The 18460-nt window shown below is 64.5% G+C and carries 19 protein-coding genes and 1 pseudogene; 12 read left to right on the forward strand and 8 right to left on the reverse strand.

The window, feature by feature from the left end; translation table 11 throughout:
* The first annotated feature begins 7 nt into the window (after window positions 1–7).
* A complete protein-coding gene (locus tag NUH86_RS03185) occupies window positions 8–268 on the forward strand; it encodes a DUF1467 family protein (protein WP_267251237.1) in 261 nt (86 codons plus the stop codon).
* 21 nt (window positions 269–289) lie between these two features.
* Here the strand turns inward: NUH86_RS03185 and NUH86_RS03190 are convergent, their stop codons facing one another.
* The gene (locus NUH86_RS03190; RefSeq protein ID WP_267251238.1) at window positions 290–970 is read right to left on the reverse strand and encodes a GNAT family N-acetyltransferase; all 681 of its coding nucleotides are present in this window, start codon (window positions 968–970) and stop codon (window positions 290–292) included.
* 213 nt (window positions 971–1183) lie between these two features.
* On the opposite strand from NUH86_RS03190, the gene NUH86_RS03195 reads away from it, so the two are divergent.
* Complete coding sequence (locus tag NUH86_RS03195; RefSeq protein WP_267251239.1) at window positions 1184–3127, forward strand: putative bifunctional diguanylate cyclase/phosphodiesterase; 1944 nt, start codon at window positions 1184–1186, stop codon at window positions 3125–3127.
* A gap of 2 nt (window positions 3128–3129) precedes the next feature.
* Here NUH86_RS03195 and NUH86_RS03200 read toward each other — a convergent pair whose 3' ends face one another.
* Window positions 3130–4050: a crotonase/enoyl-CoA hydratase family protein gene (locus tag NUH86_RS03200; RefSeq protein WP_267251241.1), complete on the reverse strand. Its 921-nt coding sequence runs from the start codon at window positions 4048–4050 to the stop codon at window positions 3130–3132.
* A 276-nt stretch (window positions 4051–4326) separates the two neighbouring features.
* Here NUH86_RS03200 and NUH86_RS03205 point away from each other — a divergent pair, with 276 nt between their 5' ends.
* A complete protein-coding gene (locus NUH86_RS03205; protein WP_267251242.1) occupies window positions 4327–4506 on the forward strand; it encodes a hypothetical protein in 180 nt (59 codons plus the stop codon).
* Window positions 4507–4559: 53 nt separating this feature from the next.
* Window positions 4560–5690 (forward strand): tRNA guanosine(34) transglycosylase Tgt, encoded by a 1131-nt coding sequence (gene tgt / locus NUH86_RS03210; protein ID WP_267251243.1) that lies wholly within the window; start codon window positions 4560–4562, stop codon window positions 5688–5690.
* 102 nt (window positions 5691–5792) lie between these two features.
* Here tgt and NUH86_RS03215 read toward each other — a convergent pair whose 3' ends face one another.
* The 3 genes from NUH86_RS03215 to NUH86_RS03225 form a co-directional block, all read right to left on the reverse strand.
* Window positions 5793–7343 (reverse strand): sensor histidine kinase, encoded by a 1551-nt coding sequence (locus tag NUH86_RS03215; protein ID WP_267251244.1) that lies wholly within the window; start codon window positions 7341–7343, stop codon window positions 5793–5795.
* A gap of 157 nt (window positions 7344–7500) precedes the next feature.
* Entirely contained in the window at window positions 7501–7725 is a 225-nt protein-coding gene (locus NUH86_RS03220; protein WP_267251245.1) for a NepR family anti-sigma factor, read from the reverse strand.
* A gap of 86 nt (window positions 7726–7811) precedes the next feature.
* Entirely contained in the window at window positions 7812–7973 is a 162-nt protein-coding gene (locus NUH86_RS03225) for a hypothetical protein (protein ID WP_267251246.1), read from the reverse strand.
* A gap of 66 nt (window positions 7974–8039) precedes the next feature.
* On the opposite strand from NUH86_RS03225, the gene NUH86_RS03230 reads away from it, so the two are divergent.
* From NUH86_RS03230 to prsR, 7 genes are all read left to right on the forward strand, one after another.
* Complete coding sequence (locus NUH86_RS03230) at window positions 8040–8834, forward strand: response regulator (RefSeq protein WP_267251247.1); 795 nt, start codon at window positions 8040–8042, stop codon at window positions 8832–8834.
* A 92-nt stretch (window positions 8835–8926) separates the two neighbouring features.
* Entirely contained in the window at window positions 8927–9061 is a 135-nt protein-coding gene (locus NUH86_RS03235; protein ID WP_267251248.1) for a hypothetical protein, read from the forward strand.
* A 116-nt stretch (window positions 9062–9177) separates the two neighbouring features.
* Window positions 9178–9834: a sigma-70 family RNA polymerase sigma factor gene (locus tag NUH86_RS03240; protein ID WP_267251249.1), complete on the forward strand. Its 657-nt coding sequence runs from the start codon at window positions 9178–9180 to the stop codon at window positions 9832–9834.
* A gap of 48 nt (window positions 9835–9882) precedes the next feature.
* Entirely contained in the window at window positions 9883–10134 is a 252-nt protein-coding gene (locus NUH86_RS03245) for a hypothetical protein (protein WP_267251250.1), read from the forward strand.
* A 185-nt stretch (window positions 10135–10319) separates the two neighbouring features.
* Window positions 10320–11708, forward strand: a complete 1389-nt coding sequence (locus NUH86_RS03250; protein ID WP_267251251.1) for a TIGR03013 family XrtA/PEP-CTERM system glycosyltransferase — start codon at window positions 10320–10322, stop codon at window positions 11706–11708.
* Window positions 11705–13777: an XrtA/PEP-CTERM system histidine kinase PrsK gene (gene prsK, locus NUH86_RS03255; protein WP_267251252.1), complete on the forward strand. Its 2073-nt coding sequence runs from the start codon at window positions 11705–11707 to the stop codon at window positions 13775–13777. The genes NUH86_RS03250 and prsK overlap by 4 nt, the downstream gene beginning before the upstream one ends.
* Window positions 13777–15141, forward strand: a complete 1365-nt coding sequence (gene prsR / locus NUH86_RS03260) for a PEP-CTERM-box response regulator transcription factor (RefSeq protein ID WP_267251253.1) — start codon at window positions 13777–13779, stop codon at window positions 15139–15141. The genes prsK and prsR overlap by 1 nt, the downstream gene beginning before the upstream one ends.
* Before the next feature lie 89 nt (window positions 15142–15230).
* Here prsR and NUH86_RS03265 read toward each other — a convergent pair whose 3' ends face one another.
* Window positions 15231–15575 (reverse strand): GntR family transcriptional regulator, encoded by a 345-nt coding sequence (locus NUH86_RS03265; protein WP_267251254.1) that lies wholly within the window; start codon window positions 15573–15575, stop codon window positions 15231–15233.
* 72 nt (window positions 15576–15647) lie between these two features.
* Complete coding sequence (locus NUH86_RS03270; protein ID WP_267252021.1) at window positions 15648–16226, reverse strand: nitroreductase; 579 nt, start codon at window positions 16224–16226, stop codon at window positions 15648–15650.
* Between the two features lie 136 nt (window positions 16227–16362).
* Here NUH86_RS03270 and NUH86_RS03275 point away from each other — a divergent pair, with 136 nt between their 5' ends.
* A complete protein-coding gene (locus NUH86_RS03275) occupies window positions 16363–17877 on the forward strand; it encodes a peptide MFS transporter (RefSeq protein WP_267251255.1) in 1515 nt (504 codons plus the stop codon).
* 9 nt (window positions 17878–17886) lie between these two features.
* Here the strand turns inward: NUH86_RS03275 and NUH86_RS03280 are convergent.
* Window positions 17887–18358, reverse strand: a pseudogene (locus tag NUH86_RS03280) (SH3 domain-containing protein).
* Window positions 18359–18460: the final 102 nt, after the last annotated feature.

The following is an 18460-nucleotide window of genomic DNA, read 5'->3' on the forward strand; positions in this document are numbered from 1 at the left end:
GACGCCTATGAACTGGTACGCCATCTTTGCCATCTATGTGCTGTTCTGGGTGATCAGCGCCTTCATCGTGCTGCCCTTCGGCCTTCGCACGCCCGATGAAACGGGCGAGGCGCTGCTGACGGGGCAGGCGGACAGCGCGCCCAGCAATTTCCGGCCCGGCATGGTCGCCATCCGGGCGACGATCCTGTCGGCGGTGGCGTTCGGTCTTTATTACGCCAATTATGTCGAAGGCTGGATCACGCTGGAGCGGTGGACGCATATCGGCTGAGGATTTCGCCGGGGCGCCGATTCAGCCTGGAGCGATCACCATCATGTGCATCCATGCCCGCACGCGGAAGCCAAGTGTCTCGTAAAGCGCGACCGTCGCCTCATGCGCGGCATAGGCATGGAGGAAGGGCGTCTCCCCCCGTTCCAGCATGGCTTTGGCGACGGTCCGCATCAGCCGTTTCGCATGACCATGCCCGCGATGGTCGGGATGGGTGCAGACACCGCTGACTTCGGCAAAGCCGGGCATGCGCATCCGCTCGCCCGCCATGGCGATCAACCTGCCCTGTTCCCTGATGCCGATGAAGCGGCCAAGCCGGTGGGTGAGGGGCAGGAACGGCCCCGGCTTCGTCATGAGGGCAAGGGCGCGCATCTCCTCTGCATCCGCGTCCGTCAGGACGATGGCTTCAACCGGCGCGGCGTCCCCCAAAATCTCTTCCGCCACCATCTGCGCCAACACGGCTTCGCGCACCAGGCGCGTGCCGGGTGGCGGCGTCGGGGCATCGGGTTCCACGATCCACGCCTCGCCATTGTCCGGCACGAGAGCGGCCAGCGCGGTTTGCGCCGCCGCCCCGTCATCCGCGGCTGCGGCGAAGGGGCCGTAGCGCGGATCGATGCGCAACGCCCGTCCATCCCCCTGGGCCAATCGCTGCCAGCCGCCATGAAGGGCGTTCCAGACCGGACGATGCAGGGGATGATGCGGCATAGTGACCCTATTTTCGGCTAAGATGCGGGGAAAGCAAGCCTATCCCATCGTTGCCCGACGGACTGGCCGCGAAAATCGCTCGATTGCGTAACAATCGGCTTCCCAGGCCCGTCTTGGCGAGTGCGATTTACCAAATGGAAATCATGTTTGGGCAATGGTGGCGATGACGTGCCACGCCCTGAACGAAACTTGATCGCATTACTGCGGGGGCGCATGACGCCGGATACTCAGCAAAGCGCTGAAGTGCAGGCGAATCTCGTCAAATCGCTCTATGCCTCCCCGGCGTCGCTGATGATCGGCGCGGTGGCGGGCGGGGCGCTGGGGCTGGTCATCGCCTGGTATGCGCGAATCACCGCCATCACCGTCATTGCCGTCCTGATCTGCCTGGTCGGACTCAGCCGGTCGATCTCCGCCGTCTATTTCCAGCGCCAGCTTGCCCATAAGGGGGGTGGCACTCAGCCGATCTGGGGGCTGGCCTATGAACTGGGCGCCTGGTGCTATGCGGCGCTGCTGGGGATTTTGACATTCGCGACCCTGCTGCTGTCTCATGACGCTAAGCTGCACGTACTGGCCGTGTGCCTGGTAGCCTCCTATTCCGGCGGGATTTCCGGCCGCAATGCGGGGCGCATCCAGGTCGCGGTCGGCCAGACCTGCCTTTCATTGCTGCCCACCTCGCTGGGCCTCATCCTTTCAGGTGGGCTGGGCTATACGGTGCTCGGCATCCTCTGTTTCCTGATGATCTTCGCCATGGCGGACATCACGAAGACGACGCATCGCATCGTACTGGAGGCGATGCAGGGCAAATATGAAAAATCCCAACTCGCCATCAAGTTCGAGCGGCTGGCCCGGTTCGACAGCCTGACCGGCGTCGAAAACCGCATGGCGATGCAGATGCGGCTGCGCGAACTGTTCGACGGACGACGATCCGACCAGATCGCGATGGCGGTGTTCTGGATGGACCTGGACCGGTTCAAGGAAATCAACGATTCCCTGGGGCATATGATCGGCGACCAGCTTCTGCGCAGGGTCGCCGAAAGGCTGTCTCATGCACTGGACGGGCGGGGCCATGTCGCGCGCTTCGGCGGGGATGAGTTCGTCCTGATCTGTCCCGGCGCCGACCGGCCCGCGGCGGAGCAGATCGCGGGCGACGTGATGGCGGAATTCGCGCATGATTTCGAGGTTGGCGGCTATCGGTTGGGCGTGACCGCCTCCATGGGCATCGCCGTCGCGCCGGAGGACGGACAGGACGGCGAGGAATTGCTCCAGCATGCCGACATGGCCCTGTATCAGGCGAAAAATGCCGGACGGAACCGCCATGCGCAGTTCACCTGGACGATGAAGGAGCGGCAGAACCGCACTTACGACCTGGAAATGGGCCTGCGCTGCGCCATGGCCAATGAAGAGCTGGTGCTGCATTATCAGCCGATCTTCGACACGGAAACGGGCAGGATCACGATCTGCGAGGCGCTGATGCGCTGGGATCACCCGACGCTCGGCCGCATTTCCCCGGCGGAATTCATTCCGATCGCGGAAAGCTGTTCGATGATCGAGCCGATCACCGCCTGGGCGCTGGAGCGCGCCTGCCAGGATGCGATGGAATGGGATGAGAATGTCCGCGTCGCCGTCAATATCTCCCCGGTGCTGATCAAGAGCGATGGCCTGCCCCGCGCCGTGATTTCGGCATTGATGCAGTCGGGGTTGAAGGCGCGCCGCCTGGAACTGGAAGTGACCGAATCGATCTTCCTGGAGGATAGCGGCCGGACCAACCTGATCCTGTCCGCCTTGCAGCGGATCGGCCTGCGGCTGGCGCTGGACGATTTCGGCACGGGCTATTCCTCGCTCGGCTATCTGCGTGACTATGCCTTCGACACGATCAAGGTCGATCAGAGCTTCATGCGCGGCGTGGAGGGCAATTCACGCCATCGCGCTATCGCCCAGTCGGTCGCCTATCTGGCCCATGCGCTGGATGTGGAGACGGTGGCGGAAGGCATAGAGACGGAGGATCAATTGCGCTGCGCCAGGGAAATGGGGTTCACCAATGTCCAGGGCTTCATATTGAGCCGGCCGGTGCCCGCCGCCCAGGTGCTGGAGATGATGCGGCGCATGGACGAGGCCAGCGGCGCCGTGGCCATGCCACAGGACCGGCGGCGCGCCTGATCCTATCTGTGCAGTCGGGTCTGGGCGGTAGCCAGGCGGCGCATCATCCGCACATCCTTCAAGTCGAGTTTGAGCGCGGTTTCGGCCCAATTTTCGACGATGTCCTTCAATTCCTCATATTCCAGCGGATCGACGCGCCGCCCCGCCTGGAACACGCCGACATGGCCCGCATGATGGGACAGGCTGGACGCGATATAGTCGCGCACCGCCTGTTCGCCCTCGCCATCCTCCACCAGCGTATGGACGATGCCCATGTCGTACATTTCCTGCGCGCTGTAGACCTTGCCCGACAGGATCATCCGTTCCGCCGTCAGCCGCCCCAGCCTGCGCGCCAGGATGGAATAGGCCCCCATGCCGGGGAACAGGCCGAAGAGCATTTCAGGCAGGCCGAAGCGGGCGCTGCGCTCCGCGATCACGACATCGAAGCAGAGCAGCGCCTCGAACCCGCCGCCCAGCGCATCGCCCTGCGCCAGCGCGATCGAGATCACCGGCAGGTCGCCGTTGCGCCAGGTGCGGTGCACCACATCGATGCAGGCATGGCCGTAATCGACCAGGCCGGGCAGGTCGCCGCGCTCGATACATCCGGCGAACAGTTCCAGGTCGCCGCCCAGGTTGAACACGCCCGGAAAGCGCGATCCCGCCACCATATATTTGATCGGCAACTTGCCCGCGTCGAACAGCCTTTTGGCCTCCACATACCAGTGACGGACGTCGCGCAGCATCGCCGGACTGAAATTGGGCCGATTCGCGGGCGTCATGAAAGCCCAGAGAGTGGCGGCCGCCGCGTCCCAGCTTACGTCGATCTGGCCCAGGTCGAACATGGTCGACGTGCCGATTTCCTGCGTCGAAGCTGTGCTTTCCGTAACGGAAGCCAGACCCGCATCCTCATCCGCCGGCAGATGGGCGGGACTAAGATCGTCCATATGTTCTCGCGCGGAATTAAATCGCCCGGAATCAATCATCTGAGCCCCCAAACTGCAATTGATCATGAGGAAAACAGTGTTGCCGTTCTTATGCAACCGCCGCGCGCAGGCTTGCCCCAAAATTAACCATTTTTATTAGCTACTGTTGCCGACATGTCGCCCAAACCAGGGTTGTCGAAGGGTAAATGTTGCGGAAATGCAACAAACTGCTCTTTTGAGTTCCGACGCAAATTGGGGGCAGGCCTTTGTTAACCTTTATTAATTACGGTGGGGCTTATGAACATGCCCCGGAACGATAGGCAGCTTGTGACCCTGCTGCTGCACGATATGCAAGGTGAGGCCTGGCGGCTCAGCCTGTCGGCGGATTGCCTTTGCTTCATCGGCAATTACCGCCGGGTAGAGGGCTTCAATATCGACGCCATCGTGGCGCTGGACGGGCTGCGCAAGAAGGGCTGAAGCGCGCCTGTGCGACCTTGTCTGGCGCGCCTTTCGACCTTACAGCGCGCAGCGTGACAAATCCCCGCTTTTCCTTTTCGATCGCCGCGACCGACGGCAAGGCCCGCACCGGCGCGATAAGCATGCGCCGCGGCGACATCCGCACGCCCGCCTTCATGCCGGTGGGCACCGCCGCCACGGTCAAGGCGATGCGCCCCGCCGAGGTGCGCGCCGCCGGCGCCGACATCATCCTGGGCAACACCTATCATCTGATGCTGCGTCCGGGTGCGGAACGCATGGCGCGGCTGGGCGGCCTGCACGGCTTCATGGGCTGGGACAGGCCGATCCTGACCGACAGCGGCGGCTATCAGGTGATGAGCCTCAGCGCGCTGACCAAGATGAGCGAGGAAGGCGTCGCCTTTTCCAGCCATATCGACGGGTCGAAGCATATGCTGACCCCGGAGCGGTCGATGGAGATTCAGCGCCTGCTGGACAGCGACATCGTCATGGCCTTCGACGAGTGCACGAAAAATGGCTGCACCCATGACGAGGCGGCCAGGTCCATGGAGCGCTCCATGCGCTGGGCCAAGCGTTCGCGCGACGGCTTCGACGCGGGCGGGGAGCATGCCGAACGCGCCGCCCTGTTCGGTATCCAGCAGGGATCGCTGGACCAGGGGTTGCGGCGGATTTCAGCGGAAAAGCTGATCGAGATCGGCTTCGACGGCTATGCCGTGGGCGGGCTGGCCGTGGGCGAGGGGCAGGAGGCGATGTTCGCCACGCTCGATTTCGCGCCGGACATGCTGCCGGCGGACAAGCCGCGCTATCTGATGGGCGTGGGCAAGCCCGACGACATAGTCGGCGCGGTGGAGCGGGGAATCGATATGTTCGATTGCGTGCTGCCGACGCGCAGCGGGCGCAACGGGCAGGCCTTTACCTGGGCCGGGCCGCTCAACATCCGCAATGCGCGCTTCGCCGAGGATATGGGGCCGCTCGATCCGCGCTGCGGCTGTCCGGTCTGCGCGACCTGGAGCCGCGCCTATCTGCATCATCTGGTGAAGGCGGGGGAGATGCTGGGCGCGATGCTGATGACGCAGCACAACATCCATTTCTATCAGGCGCTGATGCAGGAAATGCGCGACAGCATTGCGGAGGGACGTTTCGCGCATTTCGCGACGGATTTCCGGAAAAATTATCAGCGCGCCTGACGACGGCCCAACCTGATCCTCCCCATCGTTAGATGGGGAGGGGAACCAGCCGAAGGCTGGTGGAGGGGAAATGCGCAGGTCGCGCCTTACCCCATACGCCCCTTATTTCAGCACCGTGATCGCTATCGCATAATCGCCTGTCTCGGGATCATGCTCCAGCGGCGCGCGCAACTGCCGGGACAGGCCGGTAAGCACCCGTCCGTAACGCTCCTCCAGCCGGGCGGTCATGTCCGCCGATCCGCGCAAAGCGGGCGAGAGGATGTGGAGCACCGCGCGGTCGGTGCGGCCCGGCTCCAACTCAACGGCGATCCGCATCGCCGTGCGCGGATTGGACAACATCGCAAGCTCCACCAGTTCCGTCAGCAGGAAGGCGATGGGCACCGCCACATCCTGGCTGATATGCAGATTGTCGCTGTCGATCTGAATGCCGAAGCGGCGCGCTTCGGCTGGGGCGGTGCTGCGCAGGCTGGCCGATAATTCGCTGATCAGGGAGCGGACGCCGACCCCGCGATGCTCCTCCAGCTCCGCATAATGGTTGCGGTGGACGACGGAAAGGGCGTCCACCCGCCGCTGGATGGTCGCATAGGCCTCGACCGCTTCGGCGTCGTGGGCGGATCGCGCATGCAGGTTGATCAGGCTGGCGATGATCTGAAGGTTGTTCTTGACCCGGTGATGCACTTCCCGCGTCAGCTTGCGCTGCGTTTCCAGCCCCTCCGCCATTTCCGCCTCATGGGTGGCGACATCCTCGCTGATCTCGCGGAAAGTGTCGCCCAGCGCCACGATTTCCTGCGCGGGCGTGCGGATGCGGCGCGCCGGTTCCAGCACCTCGCCGGGCTGATAGGCCGCCACGGACCGGCGCAGCAGCACCAAGGGCCGGATCAGCAGGCGGTTGACCACGAACCAGCCAATGGCCGCCGCCGCGAACCACATCACCAGCGGCAGGAAGAGCGAGAGCATGCGCGCGACCGTGACCGGGGGATCGCGCAGCGTCATGGACAGGATGATGTCGGGTGGGTCGAGCCGGGCCGAAAGCGTGGTGCCGCGCCCGCCCGGCGGGTCGACAGGCCGCGTGACGACCATGCTGTGGGGACCGTCGCGCAGCGTGATCTGACGGTTCTGCAACGTGCCCGACGGGTTGGTCATCGCCTCCAGATAGTCGCGCGAATAATAAGCGATCGCCACGACCGCGCCATTGCCGCTTCGCGCCCGGCTGACCAGATAGGGCGAGTTGGGCAGCAATTGCGCGGGCGGGCCGTCGAACCGGGCCGAGGGCGTCAGCCCCGCGGGTTCCGGAAGGGGCGAACCGCAGAGCATCCGTCCTGTCCTGTCATAGATATAATGGCGGCCCCCGCCGCGCTCATGGGACGTCAGGAACATCGACAGGCGCTTGCACAAGGCCGGGTCCGGCCCGGAGGTGGCGAAACTGTCGGCGGTCAGCAGCAGGGCGGTGCGGTCGAACGCCAGATCGGACGATAATTTGCGTGCGCTTTGCGTGACCGCGACGCGCAGCAGGGCTTCCTTTTCCAGATCGGCCGTGCGGATCGCCTGGAGCGACGCGGCCAGCGCGATCAGGCCAAGCGGCAGCAGCGCCAGCGTCAGGATGAGGAACATCTTGACGCCGGTGGAATGCGAAACGGCGTTCAATCTGCGCATGAAGGGGCCGGCGGCAGGAAGGGGCATGCCTTCGACAGGCGGTGTTGCGGGGCTCTTGTCCATCTAGCTGAGGTCGAACATCAAGCGCTGCTTTTCCCGGGAAGGCAATCCGCTACGTCCTCTCCCGCTTGTCCCGGCCTGACCGATCGGGGGAGGGTCAATCCAGCTTGCTGAGAAGGTCGAGCATTTCGGCGGGAATATCCTCATCCACCGCGCGTTGATAGACGGAGCGCAGGGCATTGGCCACCTGGCCATCGTCTTTCGCCGCAGACACGCGCTTCTTGCGGGCGGCTCCACCCTTCACGCCAGAAGCCGGAGTGCTGGTGCCGACATCTTTGCTGTCCCCTCCCGTCACATCCCGTTCCGTCGTTGAAGCAACCAAAACACGCCCCTCTGCAGCCATTAATGTCATGCCAGCCTGCTCTTCTCGCGGCTTTCCCCTATGACGTCAATTCAACGTCTGGGAAATCAGATCACAAAATCCCAAAGATTGTCGAAAAAACCGAACGGCAGTGAAACAAATTTCCCGCTTGTTGGTTCCCTTCGCGAAGCATTTTTTGCCTGGCCCTGCCGATCACCGGCGATGGGACGGGAATGGGGGAAGGGGCTTGCCACATCGGCATCGGCCATTCATCCTCCCGATCCGGCTAATGTTTCGAAATAAGGCGCCCGATGGGCTGGGGAGAATTTTTACAGATGTCGCTTGGTCAGCAACTGCACCCTCATCTTCCATTCCTGCGTCGTTATGCGCGCGCGCTGACAGGCAGCCAGGCACATGGCGACGCCTATGTCCGCGCCACGCTGGAGGCGATCGTGGCGGCGCCGGACGAATTTCCGGCGGCGGTCGACCCGCGCCTTGGCCTTTACAAGACCTTCCATGCGATTTGGTCCTCCTCCCATCTGGAAGACGGGCCGGTGCTGACCGGCGCCGACGGGCAGGAGGCGATCGCCCAAGCGCGGCTCGCCCGGCTGACGCCGCTGCCGCGTCAGGCCCTGCTGCTCACCGCGCTGGAGGGATTCACCGTCGACGATGTCGGCTATCTGATCGGTCTGGAGAGCGACGATGTGGAGGCGCTGGTCAAGGAAGCGCTGAGCGAGATCGAGGCGCAGACCCGCGCCAAGGTGCTGATCATAGAGGATGAGCCGATCATCGCGATGGATATTGAAACCATCGTCCGCGACCTGGGGCATGAGGTGACCGCGATCGCCGTCACCCGCGAAGACGCGGTGCGAGAGGCTATGGCGGACCGGCCCGGCCTGGTGCTGGCCGACATACAGCTTGCCGACGATTCGAGCGGAATCGACGCGGTGAAGGACATTCTCGCCGAATTCGCCGTGCCCGTGATCTTCATCACCGCCTTTCCGGAGCGTCTGCTGACGGGCGAGCGGCCCGAACCGACCTTCCTCATCACCAAGCCGTTCCAGCGTTCCACGGTGAAAGCGGCGATTTCCCAGGCGCTGTTCTTCGACGAGGCGACGGCTCCCGCCTGATTGTTGCCGCCGCTTTTCCAAAATGGGACAGATAAAGGGGAACCCCGGTCCGCGGCTCGCGTTATTGATGCGTAACGATCGGGAGAGACCTCATGGCCGAACAAGAGCAGCACATCGCGACCGACAAAGCCCGCGCGGGCTCGACGCCGCATATCGTGCGCTATGTTCTGGGCATTTCCCTGATGCTCGCGATCATCGTGATGGTCGTGATATTGTGGGGTTATTGAATGCCGTTGCGGCAATTGGTCCTTGAGAAGAAAAATATTGGGATGCGGACGCATATATGGCTTTGACGACTTCCGTTCATGCAGCGAAGGCTACAGCCGGTGAGGGGGTTGTTTCCATGAGCGACGGCGTAAGTCCGAATGGGGAGCGTGAAACTCTCTCCGACTCGGATTTCAAGCGTGAACTGGCGGGCGTGATCCCCCATCTGCGCGCCTTTGGCCGATCCCTGTCGGGCAATCGCGACGTGGCGGACGATCTGGTGCAGGAAACGCTGTTGAAGGCCTGGGCCGCGCGCAGCCGTTTCCAGGCGGGCACCAATATGAGGGCGTGGACCTTCATCATCCTGCGCAATCATTATCTTTCGCAGATGCGCCGCTCCCGTTTCCGGGGCGACTGGGACGATCTGGCGGCCGACCGGCTGCTCGCCGCGCCTGCCGGACAGGACAAATATGTCGAACTGTCCGACATGCAGCGCGCCCTTCTGCAATTGCCGCAGCCGCAGCGGGAGGCGCTGATCCTGGTCGGCGCGGGCGGCTTCGCCTATGAGGAGGCGGCCGATATCTGCGGCGTCGCCGTGGGCACGATCAAGAGCCGCGTCGCGCGCGGCCGCGCTGCCCTGGAGCAGATATTGGAAAATGGCGAATTGCCTTCCCGCCGCAGCCAGGAAACCAGCGAGACGCCGGTCCTTGATGAGATCATGGACGATGTCGACCGCTTGAGCCGGGGCCGCGAAGCCCGGGAAGCCAGCGAAGATAGCGAGTCCGACCTGGAATGATCTGTGTTATACTCCCCACCTCTGGATTTGAGGATCGGGAGAAGGAGCATGGACGAAGGTCGCAAGGATGAATCCTCCGAGCCCGCTTCCGTACCGGGCCGGTCTCGCGGCAGCTTGATCATCTTCATTCTGGTCGCCATGGCGCTGGTGCTGGCGATCGGCTTTTTCTACATGACCAAGGACCGGAACGACCGTCCGGCCGACGCCGTGATGCAGGCGGTCGAAAAACCTGACAGCGCGGCGCAAATGGTGGGCGACGCCGCGATGAATGCGGCGGACACGCTCCGAAATCATGATTGAAAGGGTGCTGGGCAGTCGCGCAGCACCATAAGGCCGCTTTCCCATCCTGGCCTGCTGGGCGGCCCGTTCAGAAAATCTTTGCGATTGTCGTGCATCGTCCCTGGCGGTGTCGGATTTCCTTACAGCCGCTGTAAGGCGATCCGGCGATGATCCGCCCGCCGGGCGCAGCGGGACACGCGCGACGAATGATAAGATTGTTCAAACATTATGTGCCGCATGCGGTGCTGCTGCTCGGGCTGCTGGATTCCATGCTGCTGATCGGCGCGGCCGAGGGCGGGTGGATATTGCGCGCCCATCAGATCGGCATGGATGTCGACCCTGTCGCGACCCGCATCGGGCCGCTGCTCAGCTTTGGCATCGCGATCCAGACGGCGATGATCGCGGTCGGCGTCTATGGCCCGGAATCGCTGCAATCGATCCGCTATGCGCTGGCGCGGCTGCTGGTGGCGATCTCGCTGGGCGTGCTGTTCCTGTCGGTCATGCATTTCCTGCTGCCGGACATCACGCTCTGGCGGTCCAATTCGCTCTACGCCATGGGGCTGGCCATCGCCCTGCTGCTGGCGATCCGCCTGCTGCTGGGGTCGATGCTGGGCGGCGAGGCGTTCAAGCGGCGGCTGGTCGTGCTGGGCGCGGGCAATCGCGCCGCCCGCATCCGGGAGATCGAGCAGCGCAAGGGATCCGGTTTCCTCATCGTCGGCTTTATCGCGATGAACGACGGCGCGCAGGTGATCCCCGAAGCGATCAACCGCAGCGCCATCTACAATCTGGCCGATTTCGTGGTCCGCCTGGCCGCGAGCGAGGTGGTGCTGGCGCTGGAGGAACGGCGCAACGCATTGCCGCTGGGCGACCTGCTGCGCATCAAGACCACCGGCGTCCATGTGAACGAAATCTCCACCTTCCTGGAACGGGAGACGGGCCGCGTCGACCTGGACAGCGTGAATCCGAGCTGGCTGATCTTCTCCGACGGCTTTTCCGCCGGTCGTCGGATTTCCAGCATCGCCAAGCGGCTGTTCGACATCGTCGCCAGTTCCATCCTGCTGCTGCTGACCGGTCCTGTCATCCTGCTCGCCGCGATCCTGGTGAAGCTCGACAGCAAGGGCCCCGCTTTCTACCGGCAGCAGCGAGTCGGCCTGTTCGGCGAGGAATTCTGGATCGTGAAGCTGCGCACCATGCGGCAGGATGCCGAACTGTCCGGCCAGGCGGTGTGGGCGGAAAAGGACGATCCGCGCATCACGCGCCTGGGATATTGGCTGCGCAAGCTGCGCATCGACGAACTGCCCCAGACCTGGACGGTGCTGAAGGGCGAAATGAGCTTCGTCGGCCCGCGCCCCGAACGCCGCCAGTTCGTGGAGGATCTGGAGCAGCATCTGCGCTATTATGCGGAGCGGCATATGGTGAAGCCCGGCATCACCGGCTGGGCGCAGATCAACTATCCCTATGGCGCGTCGATAGAGGATGCCCGGAACAAGCTGGAATATGACCTTTATTACGCCAAGAATTACACGCCCTTCCTCGACCTGCTGATCCTGATCCAGACGCTGCGGGTCATTCTGTGGCCCGAAGGCGCGCGGTGAGCGCGCTGCTGCAATTCGTCGGGGATTGGGGCCATGCCCTGGCCGCCGTGCTGTTCGCGGCGCTGGGCATCTTCGTCCTGCGCCGCCGGGAAGAGGCCGCCGAACGGCGCCTGCTGGCCGCCGCGCTGCTGCTGACGTCCTGCTGGTCGCTCTACGTCTCCTTCGGCGGAGTGGACAAGCCGCTGACCGGCATTGGTGAGAATATCCGCAACGCCGCCTGGCTGCTGCTGCTGTTCGCCATGCTGCGGCGAACCGGGGCGGCGCGGGGCGAATCGCTGGTGGCGGTCGGGTCGGTCTATGCCGCCGTGGCGGGCATCATCCTGCTCCAGACCTTCACCGACCTCATCTGGCGGCAATTGTCTCCGCTCAGCGACATGCACCGCGCGCTCGTCCATGTCTCGCTGGTGCTGCACATGATGACCGCGATCGGCAGCGTGATGCTGGTCCATCATCTCTACATCAGTTGGCCGTCGCCGCAACGGGGACGGGTGGCGCTGCTGCTGGGCGCGCTGGCGGCGATGTGGACCTATGACTTCACCCTCTACGCCATCGCCTCGGTCACGATGGACCGCGCGCATGAGCTTTATGCGCTGCGGGGACCGATGATGGCGCTGCTGGCCCCGGTGATCGCGGCGGGAATGCGCAACGATGTGGCCGGGCGGGTGCAATTGTCGCGCGCGTTGACGCTCCGGTCGCTCTCGCTGGCGGCGGTCGCGCTCTATGTCGTGGCGCTGGCGGCGGCGGCGGTGGTGGTGGAACTGGTCGCCGGACCCTATGCGCGCGTGGTCGAGATCGGCGGCGTCTTCTTCATGGCGGTCAGTGCGCTGGTGCTGCTGCCTTCCCGCCGGATGCGCGCCTTCTGGAAGGTGCAGGTGGCCAAGCATTTCTTCCAGCACCGCTATGACTACCGCACCGAATGGATGCGCTTCGGCGACACGATAGGCCGCCCCGGCGACAACGCCCTGCCGTTGGGAGAGCGCGTGGCGAAGGCGGTGGCGGACATCACCGAATCCCCCGCCGCCGTGCTGATGCTGCGGGCGGAGGACGGCGCGCTGGCGTTCGAGGCGCGGTGGAACTGGCCGGGGGACATGCTCGACGGCGCGGTCGTGCCCGCGCCGCTCGCCGCGCTGATCGAACAGAGCGGCTGGATCATCGACATCGACCGGCCGCCCGGCGGCGCGGGAGAAGTCAGTGCGCCCGGCTGGATGACCGTCGACCGCCGCGCCTGGGCGCTGGTGCCGCTTATCCATTTCGGCCGGCTGATCGGCGCGATCCTGCTGGCCCGGCCGCCCATAGATCGGCGGCTGGATTGGGAGGATTTCGACATGCTGCGCGCCGCCGGACGGCAGGCCGCCAGCTATCTGAGCGAGGCGCAGGGGCAGCAGGCGCTGGACGACGCCCAGCGGTTCGATGAGTTCAACCGCCGCTTCGCCTTCATCATTCATGACGTGAAGAATCTGGTGAGCCAGCTTTCGCTGCTCGCCCGCAATGCGGAACGGCATGCCGACAATCCGGACTTCCGGGCCGACATGGTGCTGACGCTGAAGGAGTCCGTGGGCAAGATGAACGACATGCTCGCCCGCCTGTCGCAGCATAACAAGGGCAGGGCGGAAGAACCCCGCCCGATGTCGCTGCGCGATGTGGTGGAGCAGGTCGCGCGATCTCGCTCGCGCCAGCATGCGATACTGGTGGCGGGCGATCCGCCTCCGGTTCTGGCCGATCCGGCGCGGGTCGAACAGATCGTGATCCACCTCCTTCAGAACGCCATCGACGCCAGCGCGCCTGACAGGTCGGTGGAATTGTGCTTGTCCGCCGATGACGGTTGCGCGCTGCTGGACGTGATCGATCAGGGTCGGGGGATGACCGCCGAATTCATCCGCCGTGAATTGTTCAAGCCCTTTTCGTCCAGCAAGGCAGGCGGTTTCGGCATCGGCGCGTTCGAGGCGCGGGCGCTGGCCCAGGCGATGGGCGGCCGGATCGACGTGGAGAGCAAGCCGGGGGTCGGGAGCCGCTTCACGCTGCGCCTGCCTTTGGCCTCTGGGGAAGAATTTGGGGGGAAGGCCGCCTGATGAGCGACATGCGACCGAAATTGCTGATTGTGGAGGATGATCCGGGACTTCAGCGGCAATTGCGCTGGGCCTATGAGGAATATCAGCTTTTCATCGCGGGCGACCGCGAGGAGGCGATCGACATGCTGCGCGAACAGGCGCCGGACGTCGTGACGCTGGACCTGGGCCTGCCGCCCGATCCGGACGGCACCAGCGAGGGCTTTGCCACGCTGGAGGAAATCCTGCGCATCAAGCCGGACACGAAGGTCATCGTCGCGTCCGGCCATGGCGCGCGGGAAAGTGCGCTCCATGCCATTTCGGGCGGCGCCTATGATTTCTACCAGAAGCCGGTCGACATCGATGAATTGGGGCTGATCGTCCGCCGTGCCTTCCACGTCCATGCGCTGGAGCGGGAGAATGCCCGGCTGGCCGAAACCGCGCCGGAAGGCGGGCGGGTGCTGGGGCGGCTGATCACCGCCGCGCCGGAAATGATGAAGGTCGCCCGCACCATAGAGCGTGTGGCGGCGGCGGACGTATCCGTCCTGCTGCTGGGCGCGAGCGGCACGGGCAAGGAATTGCTGGCGCAGGGCCTGCATGACGCCAGTCCGCGCCGGGAGGGGGCCTTCGTCGCGATCAATTGCGCGGCGATCCCCGAAACGCTGCTGGAAGCGGAACTGTTCGGACATGAAAAGGGCGCCTTCACCGGGGCGATCAAGACCACCCCAGGCAAGATCGAGCAGGCGCAGGGCGGTACGCTGTTCCTGGACGAAGTGGGCGACATTCCACTGGCGTTGCAGGTGAAGCTGCTGCGCTTCCTGCAGGAGCGGGTGATCGAGCGGATCGGCGGGCGGCAGCCCATTGCGGTCGATACGCGGATCGTGTGCGCCACGCACCAGAATCTGGAGGAGATGATCGCGGCGGGCAGCTTCCGCGAAGATCTTTATTACCGGCTGGCAGAGATCGTGGTGCGCATCCCCGCGCTCAGGGAACGGCCCGGCGATCCCGCGCTGCTGGCGCGGCATTTCCTCAACCGCTTCGCCAAGGACATGAACCCGCAGGTCAAGGGCCTTGCGCCGGATGCGCTGGCGGCGCTGGACGTCTGGGGCTGGCCCGGCAATGTGCGCGAACTGGAAAACCGGATGAAACGCGCCGTCATCATGGCCGACGGCAAGCATGTCACCGCCGCCGACCTCGATCTGGATGGGGATCGCGCCGAAGGGGGCGATGTGGTGAATCTGAAGGCGGCGCGGGAAGCCGCCGACCGCCGCGCCATCCGCCGGGCGATTGCGCGGACGGACGGAAATATATCAGGCGCGGCGAAGATGCTGGGGATCAGCCGGCCGACGCTCTATGATCTGTTGAAGCAATATCGATTGCAGAATTGAGGGGGCTGTCGGATTAACCCGAAACGCAGCCCAGGTCGGACCTTCGACCCAGGCCGTGTGGGCCACCGGGCGAGCGACGCCGCGCAATCCTAAACCCGCTGCAAATCCAGATCCGCCGCGCTGATCCCCAGCCGCCTGATCTGCTCCGCCACCGGCGGCCAGACCGTATCCATGAACCGCGCCCGCTCCATGTCCCGCAGCCGCCGCGTCGCGCCGTCGGCGACGAACATGCCGACGCCGCGCTTCACCGCGACCAGCCCGTCATCCTGAAAACATTGATAGGCCTTGGCCACCGTCAGCGGGTTGGCGCCTTGTTGCGCGGCCAAAGCACGCACCGAAGGGAGCATGTCGCCATCGCGAAATTCACCGTCCAGAATCGAAGCGGCGATGATCTCTCGCAAGCGGAGATAGACGGGTTTGGAGTCGTCGGCCATGGTGCATCAGTGCCATAATACAGCGTTGCAGGTCAAGCCATGCTCTTGCGCGACGCCACGCCAGTCATGAAATTATCTATCCCAGATGGAAACGATATTGTCATATTCTGGCCGGGGCCGTTCCTCCTGCTCCTTGCCCGGCGTGCCGATGAAGACGAAGCCCGCGATCCGCTCCCTGCCGCTTGCGAAGGCGGCCCGCACATCCTCATTATAGCTGGGCCAGCCGGTCAGCCACCCGCCCGCAAACCCCAGAGCATGGGTCGCATGAAGCAGGTTCATGATCGCCGCGCCCGCCGACAATTGCTGTTCCCACAGGGGAATCTTGCTGTCCTCCACCGGCGCGGAAAGCGCGACGACCAGCGCGGGGGCCTGATGCGCGAACTGGTGCATCGCCTCTATTTCCAGTCGGCCCGCATCGGGTTTCTCCGCGCGATAGGCGGTCTCCAGCAACGAAGCGAGCGTCTCGCGCTTCTCCGGCGGCACGATCACGAAACGCCACGGCGACAGCTTGCCATGGTCGGGCGTGCGCTGCGCGACCTCCAATATCGTGCGGAGCTGGCCTTCGTCCGGGCCTGGCGCGATCAGGTCGCGGGGCTTGCCGGATCGGCGGGTCTGAAGAAGCGAGAGCGGAGAGCTGCGGTCATTGAACATGGCGTTCCAGATGGCTCCCCCGCCGCCGGGACGCAAGGGTGTCGTCCTCCTTTGACAGATGAATAATTTCGGCTTTAGGTGGAGCGCTGTCACGGGCGTTTGCCGCTCTCCCAACAAGATAGGATAAAGGGCCTGAATGGCGACCTCTGTTTCAACGACCGCCCCGGCCGAAAAAAGCTGGATCGGCCATCCCCGCGGGCTGTTCCTGCTGTTCTTCGTGGAGATGTGGGAACGCTTCTCCTATTACGGCATGCGCGCGCTGCTGATCTTCTACCTGACGCAGCATTTCCTCTTTTCCGACCGCGACGCCAGCTACGCTTACGGCGCCTATATGTCGCTGATCTATATCTCGCCCCTGATGGGCGGATATCTGGCGGACCGTTATCTGGGCCAGCGAAAGGCGGTGCTGTTCGGCGGCATCGTGATCGCCATCGGGCATATCGTGCTGGGCCTGGAAAGCGACGATGCGGGGGCCATGGGCCTGGGCCTCTTCTGGCTTGGCCTGGCGACGGTGATCACCGGCACGGGGTTCCTGAAATCCAGCGTGTCGGCGCTGGTGGGCCAGCTTTATCCGCGTGACGACATGCGGCGCGACCCGGCCTATACGATCTTCTACATGGGCATCAACCTGGGTGCGACCATGGGTCCGGTCATCTGCGGCTATCTGGGCCAGACATGGGGCTGGCACTGGGGTTTCGGCGCGGCGTCGGTGGGCATGATCGTGGGCGTCATCGGCTTCATGCTGTGCAAGCCGATGTTGCAGGGCAAGGGCGAACCCCGCGATCCCGACCATCTGAAACAGCGCGTCGGCGGCATCGTCAGCCGCGAATGGCTGGTCTATCTGTCCAGCCTGGCGTCGATCGGGCTGTGCTGGTTCCTGATCCAGAGCCATGTGATCGTCGGCTGGATGCTGGCGGCGGCCAGCCTGGCAGTGGTGCTGTACATCCTCTGGGAAGCCTTTGGCCGGATGCAGCGGATCGGGCGGGACCGGATGCTGGCGGCGCTGTTCCTGCTGGTCGTCAATCCGATCTTCTGGGGCCTGTACGAGCAGACCGGATCGTCGCTCAGCCTGTTCACGGATCGCTTTGCCGACCGGAACATAGGGGGCTTCAACGTCCCGGCGTCGATGTTTCAGTCGGTCAACGCCGCCTATATATTGATGTTCGGACCCGTTCTCGCGGGCCTGTGGATATGGCTGGCGAAGCGGGGATGGGAACCATCCACCCCCGCCAAGTTCGGCGTCGCGCTGGCGCTGGTCGGCGCGGGTTTCCTGATCCTGGTGGCGGGGACCGGCGCGCCCGGCACGCTGACGCCGGTGCTGTTCATCTTCCTGCTCTATCTCTGCCACACGCTGGGCGAACTCTGCCTGTCGCCGGTCGGCCTTTCCGCCATGTCGAAACTGGCGCCGTCGCGGATGCTCGGCCTGATGATGGGCATCTGGTTCCTGGCCATGGCGCTGGGCGAATATGCCGCCGGGCTGATCGCCGCGGCCACGGGCGGGGAGGGCGGGGTGGCGTCCCGCGACGACGTGCTGGCGGTTTATAGCCGGATCGGCTGGTGGTCGGTCGGCGCGGGCCTGGTCGTCATGGCGCTGGCGCCGCTGGTGAAGCGGCTGATGCACAGCGACCGCTTCGGGGAGGAAGAGGCCTGAGCGGCGGCGTTACTGCGTCGCCCCCCAAATGTCGCTCGCGCGGATGAAGCCCCTCTGCCCCCCCACGTCGAAGGCGCACCAGCCCTTGCGGCAGGAGGCCAGCCGCCCCACCACGCCCTTCTGGGCGCGGAAGAGGGGGCGGGCATCCTCGCCGGGGGAGGCGCGCATCGGCGCGACGTCGGCGGTGACGATGGCGGTGGGCGTGTCGCTCAACAGCCGGACATGCATCCAGCCTCTGGGCGCCGGTCGAATCCTCCACCTTGCGCCACAGGCCCAGCACCTGCACCACCTTCACCGGCAGGTCGCGGCGGCGATAGACCCAGTTGGACGGGTAATCCAGGCTGGGGCCGACGCGCATCCGGGCCTCCTCCTGCGTCAGCGAAGCCCAATAGGGCACCGGCTTCGCGGGCGCGGCCCACGCCCCGCTCGCCCAGCAAGCCGCCGCGACGATGCCCGCGCCCAGATAGCCCTTCATGCCCATAATATCCCCATCATTGTTGCCGCGACCATAGCCGCTCGCGCCCATGACCGACAACCGCTCTCTTGGCCCATATGGATAAGCGCTTGACCATCGCGCTTACGG

It is taken from the genome of Sphingobium sp. JS3065, from assembly GCF_026427355.1.
Classification (GTDB): Bacteria; Pseudomonadota; Alphaproteobacteria; order Sphingomonadales; family Sphingomonadaceae; genus Sphingobium.

What these genes read in the sequence shown, in the direction of transcription:
- NUH86_RS03185 (WP_267251237.1), top strand. Translation starts at nt 8, where the DNA reads ATGAACTGGTACGCCATCTTTGCCATCTATGTGCTGTTCTGGGTGATC.
- NUH86_RS03190 (WP_267251238.1), bottom strand. Translation starts at nt 970, where the DNA reads ATGCCGCATCATCCCCTGCATCGTCCGGTCTGGAACGCCCTTCATGGC.
- NUH86_RS03195 (WP_267251239.1), top strand. Translation starts at nt 1,184, where the DNA reads ATGACGCCGGATACTCAGCAAAGCGCTGAAGTGCAGGCGAATCTCGTC.
- NUH86_RS03200 (WP_267251241.1), bottom strand. Translation starts at nt 4,050, where the DNA reads ATGGACGATCTTAGTCCCGCCCATCTGCCGGCGGATGAGGATGCGGGT.
- NUH86_RS03205 (WP_267251242.1), top strand. Translation starts at nt 4,327, where the DNA reads ATGAACATGCCCCGGAACGATAGGCAGCTTGTGACCCTGCTGCTGCAC.
- NUH86_RS03215 (WP_267251244.1), bottom strand. Translation starts at nt 7,343, where the DNA reads ATGCGCAGATTGAACGCCGTTTCGCATTCCACCGGCGTCAAGATGTTC.
- NUH86_RS03225 (WP_267251246.1), bottom strand. Translation starts at nt 7,973, where the DNA reads ATGGCCGATGCCGATGTGGCAAGCCCCTTCCCCCATTCCCGTCCCATC.
- NUH86_RS03230 (WP_267251247.1), top strand. Translation starts at nt 8,040, where the DNA reads ATGTCGCTTGGTCAGCAACTGCACCCTCATCTTCCATTCCTGCGTCGT.
- NUH86_RS03235 (WP_267251248.1), top strand. Translation starts at nt 8,927, where the DNA reads ATGGCCGAACAAGAGCAGCACATCGCGACCGACAAAGCCCGCGCGGGC.
- NUH86_RS03240 (WP_267251249.1), top strand. Translation starts at nt 9,178, where the DNA reads ATGAGCGACGGCGTAAGTCCGAATGGGGAGCGTGAAACTCTCTCCGAC.
- NUH86_RS03245 (WP_267251250.1), top strand. Translation starts at nt 9,883, where the DNA reads ATGGACGAAGGTCGCAAGGATGAATCCTCCGAGCCCGCTTCCGTACCG.
- NUH86_RS03250 (WP_267251251.1), top strand. Translation starts at nt 10,320, where the DNA reads ATGATAAGATTGTTCAAACATTATGTGCCGCATGCGGTGCTGCTGCTC.
- prsR (WP_267251253.1), top strand. Translation starts at nt 13,777, where the DNA reads ATGAGCGACATGCGACCGAAATTGCTGATTGTGGAGGATGATCCGGGA.
- NUH86_RS03265 (WP_267251254.1), bottom strand. Translation starts at nt 15,575, where the DNA reads ATGGCCGACGACTCCAAACCCGTCTATCTCCGCTTGCGAGAGATCATC.
- NUH86_RS03270 (WP_267252021.1), bottom strand. Translation starts at nt 16,226, where the DNA reads ATGTTCAATGACCGCAGCTCTCCGCTCTCGCTTCTTCAGACCCGCCGA.
- NUH86_RS03275 (WP_267251255.1), top strand. Translation starts at nt 16,363, where the DNA reads ATGGCGACCTCTGTTTCAACGACCGCCCCGGCCGAAAAAAGCTGGATC.